The sequence below is a fragment of the Natronorubrum halalkaliphilum genome, from assembly GCF_009834785.1.
Lineage (GTDB): Archaea > Halobacteriota > Halobacteria > Halobacteriales > Natrialbaceae > Natronorubrum > Natronorubrum halalkaliphilum.
Map to the genome: position 1 here is coordinate 1 of NZ_WUYX01000062.1, position 4486 is coordinate 4486.

Sequence of the window (4486 nt, forward strand, 5' to 3'; positions counted from 1 at the left end):
ACAGCCGTTACAACTGCTGGAGAACACGAATTCACGCTCCACCACGTCAAAGATACCGCTGCTACTGAGGACGATCCAACCTACTTCCGGCCACTCGAGGATCTCGTCGAATTCGACGGACAGCGCATCTATCAAGAGGATGTTTCGCTCCAGAGTACGGACCTCGCTACGTCGCTCAGCTTTCGTGATGCCGTCGCCCACGGCGACGGCTTCACTCCGATGCCTTCGAAAACGACGATCAACCGTCGAGTCCGCGAGTACGGCAGCAAACTCGGTGACTTCGTTCGTGATCGGCTTCCTGGGACGAATGCAGACACTGTCGTTCCTGACGGAACGAAGTGTCATAGCCAGGACGATCACTGCACGTACCACGACGTCAACGTCACCCTCGGACAGACCACCGAGGAAGACACGGAAACGACGCTTCTAGACGTCAATCTCAACGATTCTTGGGATGAGACAGCAGCGACTCTCGAGGAGACCGAGGCGATCACTGACGACGCGACGGTCGTCAGTGACGCCGAGAACGCGCTCGTCGATGCGTTCGAGAATGGTGACCGATCTCACCAGCTCGACCTTGTTCACGTCGGTCGAACGCTCGGGTACAAGCTCTGGAAAGACGATGCGTTTCCGCTCTCCGAGCGGAAAGCGATCGTCTCTGGCGTTACGAATGATCTGTTCCATCTGAAGAACTCTGTCGCACTTCATGCACCGAGGAATGAGCGGTTGGCGATCCGCGAGCGGATCGACCAAACGCTCGAGAACCTTCGGAAAGAAGCCTGGAGGTTAGAGCGCCAAGACTCCCCAAAAGCAGCGGCGTACCTCCGGGAATGGGCTGAAGCAACCGTGACGTTCGCGGAGTTTGCGGTTGACCAACAGCAGGTTCCGTGGACATCAAACGTGGTCGAACGAGCCATGGGTGAAGTCTCGAAACGGTGTAAGAATCAATGGATGCGGTGGTCAGAAGCGGGGCTAGAGTCGCTTCTCTGGTTAAATCTGGTGCAGTATGCCGATCCCGAGCAGTTCGCGGCGTTCGCCGACGAACTGCTCGAGCGCTCAGCCAAAACAGCCATCACAATGGAGGTGTCAACTGAAGCTACCAGAGGCGAACTCTAGACGACTTTGGGACGGGACCAATTCTTTGTGAAACCGCTCGCTCCCCGTCAGAAACTAAATATAAAATTTCAGAGCAGTTCTGTGAAAAACGATCTTAGAACTGACCAAAATAGTCTACAAGTACGCGACCCATCACTGTCGGATCAACGATTACGGCTGTTCCAGTCGCCTGTAACAATACCGCGGTGGCAAAAGTCATCTCACTTATGATGTGCAACAGAGAACTCCGTGATCGGAGGTACGCAAAGGTTAGTGGAATGGTTCCTATGAGCAATATCAGCAGTGCCAGCGGGATCGTAAGCACTCGAAGGACAGTCAACTGTGCCAGCTGCTGTCGGAACGTTCTGTATGGATTTCGCGCATCCGTATACGATGGTAAAGCTGCTGCCGCAACGATAAACCCGAACCCGAGAGCAATCACTTGCAATACAACCGTCATGACTGTGACTGGGATGATTCCCCCAACGGCCGCACTGGCCTCCTGAGGAAAAGAGCTGTCTGGAAGTCCTACCGCCCACGCGGCTGTTATGGCAGCGAGTGCGGTATTGATCACAAGTGGGGCGTAACTGATCGCTATCTGGTGGCCCAGATTATAGCGACCGTGGTGGTTGACGTGGGATGTTAGCTTAATCTCATTAATTTGTCCGCCGCAGAGTTTGACCGTCAAAGCGTGAGCGAGTTCGTGGACTACAGTCCCGAGCAATAGAAGTTTTTGATACCAACTCAACACTGTCAGTAACGGTTGCATATCAGATGTTTTTTTCCGCGGTGAATTAAGTCCTCGAGGTAGTTACTCATCAGAATAAACGACCGATAGCAACCAGAGGCGGAAACAGGTCTCCGGTGACTCGAGTGTCCGGCATGTCGTGCTCTATGAGTCGCGTCTGCAAGACCTGCCGTCGGAAGATAGCCTTGCGAAACTCCGCGTGCGTTCCCACAGACGCCCCGGATTCGAACGCCTTGTCTCCAGCGGGTACCGAGATGAGGTGATCGACCGCGTCTAACTCTGGATCGAGGTGACTGAAGGTGATCTCGTCGTCACCGTCAACTCGATACGCACCAACCAGTACGGCGGTGTCGACGACTCCTGCTGGATCGTCGGCGTCCAGTGTCAACGAGAACCCGAACACGAGTCCGGCCCGATCCTCGCTTTCGTGGTCGAGTTCCGAGATTGCCGTTCGCGCGAGTTTGACACTCTGATCGAAGCAATCGTGCCACGCTGACTGCTCGAGTTCACGCAGCGCGATCGTTACCGCCGCCGATCGATCGGGCGGAATCTCCAGGAGGTCAGTCGCGGCCGCGGGAACGACGACGTCCTCGGTGACGGCTTCGATCGGGATCATCACGCCCTTGTTCAGCAACTCCTCGGGGCGAGCGACAATCATGGTTCGGCGGTGATCGGAGAGGTTTCGCGAACTCGACTGCGGATAGCTGGCTGCTTTGAGATCTGGGTCGACGGCGAACCGGGCGTCTTCGAACGTCGGTTCGACGAGGAACTCGGTTCCATCGAACGACGCTTCGCGTTTGAAGCGGCAGTCAGTGAAATCCGGGCCACCGGCAAACGACGCGTTGTCAAAGTGTGCTTGCCCGCCGAACTCGCTGTTTCTAAAGATCCCCTGGCCGTCGAAACGCACGTTACGGAAGTCGGTGTCGCCAGTAACGGTCGCGGAGAACTGGAAGTGATCGAACGTCGCGCCGGTCGCATCGACGGTCCCGTCGATCGTCGACCCGTGGAGGAACGACTGATGTTCGAAGGTGACGTTCTCGAGGGACAGGTCGTTACCGAAGTCGGCGTCTCGGAGATGGACGAAATCCGACGCTCGAGTGCCTGCGAACGTGACCGGTCCTTCGAACTGCCCGTGCGTGAACCACACCTCGCCGTGAAATTCGGCGTTCGAGTAGTCGAGCGGAGCCTGAATCTGGGCGAGAGCGAACGTCGTATACCCTTCGAAGGATGTCTCCGCTAGTGTGGCTTCCGGACCGGTATAGCGGAGGTCCTCGAAGTCGGCCTGGTCCTCAAACGTCGCAGCTTCGACGTTCAGTGTCCCGTCGACGACCGCGTGACGGACACCGATCTCGCCGGCTACGGTTGCCTCGGAGAGGTCGAATCCGGACTCGAGTACCGCACCGTTGAAGCGCGACTCACCACCGACGTCGATGGCAGCGAACGAAGCTGGTCCGGCCACCGTGGTCGATGCGAAGTCGGCTAGGACCCGCCACGACGCGTGGTCGAACGAGACGGGTCCGTCGAACGTCGACCGTGAAAATCGTGTGTTCGCATCGAACGAAGCGTTGTCGAAGATCGCCGTTCCAGACACTGTGAGCCTGCGTGCATCGACGAACCCAACGTCCAAATTGTTCGCAGCGAGACCGTCCTCGAAATGTGCGTTGTGCAGGTGTACTCCTCGTCCGACGGTCACACCGGCGAAATTAACTGGACCCTCGAAGCGAGCGCCCGCGGCCTCGAGCGATCCGGTAATCGCAGCATTGCCCAGCAGGAGCGGGACGGCCACCGTCGCACCGCTCAGATCGAGCGTCCCGTCGATCGTCGCACCACCATCTGTGTTCGGTTAAGGCCACACCTCCGAGTTGAAGGCTTGAGCCACTCGTTTATTCAAGGTGAGGCGTGATCTCTCTGGTTGGCGAGCTTCACGACGCACCAGTCCGGGAAGGTTCGGTGGAGGATGGCCCAGAGCAAGTGCGAGATCTGCAAGTACTGGCTGGGCGACGACCTTTCGGTCGGTCGCCCAGCGTTCATCTGGATACTCAACGTCGGGTTCAATCTCCTGAAACACCGCTAACAAGGCTCTGCTGACGCTTGTGGTCAGCAGAGCCGCCATCACGAGCAACTCTGCAATCGCTTCGTCACCTGTCTCGAACTTCTCCAACCCGTACCGTGACTTCAACTCCCGAAACAGCAACTCAACCTTCCATCGAAGGCTGTACAGCGCTGCTATTTGCTCCGGAGTGAACTCGTCTGGGAGGTTCGTCACGTAGAGGTGATAGTCGTCGGTGTCCTCGTTTCGGACACCGACGACGCGAAACTCAACGGTGCTGGTGTTTGTCTCCCACGATACTGCCGGCGCTTGAACTCAAACTCACCGGTTACATCGATGTGCTTCCGCGTGAGCTTCGAGAGCTGGTCTTGGAGATGGGTTCCAGTCAAGGAAATGGCGCGCCCGCGCCATTTCCGTCGTTTGCCGACAATTCGTGGATTGGCGTTCGTCTTCAACCGACTCACGAAGTAGCCGTCGTTTTCGTCAATCAACGCGAACCGTCGGTAGCCGTAGAAGCCGAGATCGAACAGAAACAGCCGCCCACGCAGCCAGTTCCCTGTGCGGAACTGGCTGCTTTCATGGGTTCGTTCGTC

General features: G+C 57.2%; 3 protein-coding genes and 1 pseudogene. 1 reads left to right on the forward strand and 3 read right to left on the reverse strand.

The genetic code is table 11. From position 1 onward, the window contains the following. Positions 1-1116, forward strand: a 1116-nt coding sequence (locus GS429_RS17440) for an ISH6 family transposase (RefSeq protein WP_160066630.1), incomplete at its 5' end; no start/stop codon positions are given. Between the two features lie 94 nt (positions 1117-1210). Here GS429_RS17440 and GS429_RS17445 read toward each other — a convergent pair. The 3 genes and pseudogenes from GS429_RS17445 to GS429_RS17455 form a co-directional block, all read right to left on the reverse strand. Next, the gene (locus GS429_RS17445) at positions 1211-1864 is read right to left on the reverse strand and encodes a metalloprotease family protein (protein WP_160066631.1); all 654 of its coding nucleotides are present in this window, start codon (positions 1862-1864) and stop codon (positions 1211-1213) included. Positions 1865-1913: 49 nt separating this feature from the next. Then, the gene (locus tag GS429_RS17450; protein WP_160066632.1) at positions 1914-3629 is read right to left on the reverse strand and encodes a pentapeptide repeat-containing protein; all 1716 of its coding nucleotides are present in this window, start codon (positions 3627-3629) and stop codon (positions 1914-1916) included. A 57-nt stretch (positions 3630-3686) separates the two neighbouring features. Continuing rightward, a pseudogene (locus GS429_RS17455) lies at positions 3687-4486 on the reverse strand (IS4 family transposase); the annotation flags it as partial.

Excerpts from the sequence above, each read along its gene's own strand:
- GS429_RS17445 (WP_160066631.1), bottom strand. The coding sequence starts at position 1,864 with ATGCAACCGTTACTGACAGTGTTGAGTTGGTATCAAAAACTTCTATTG.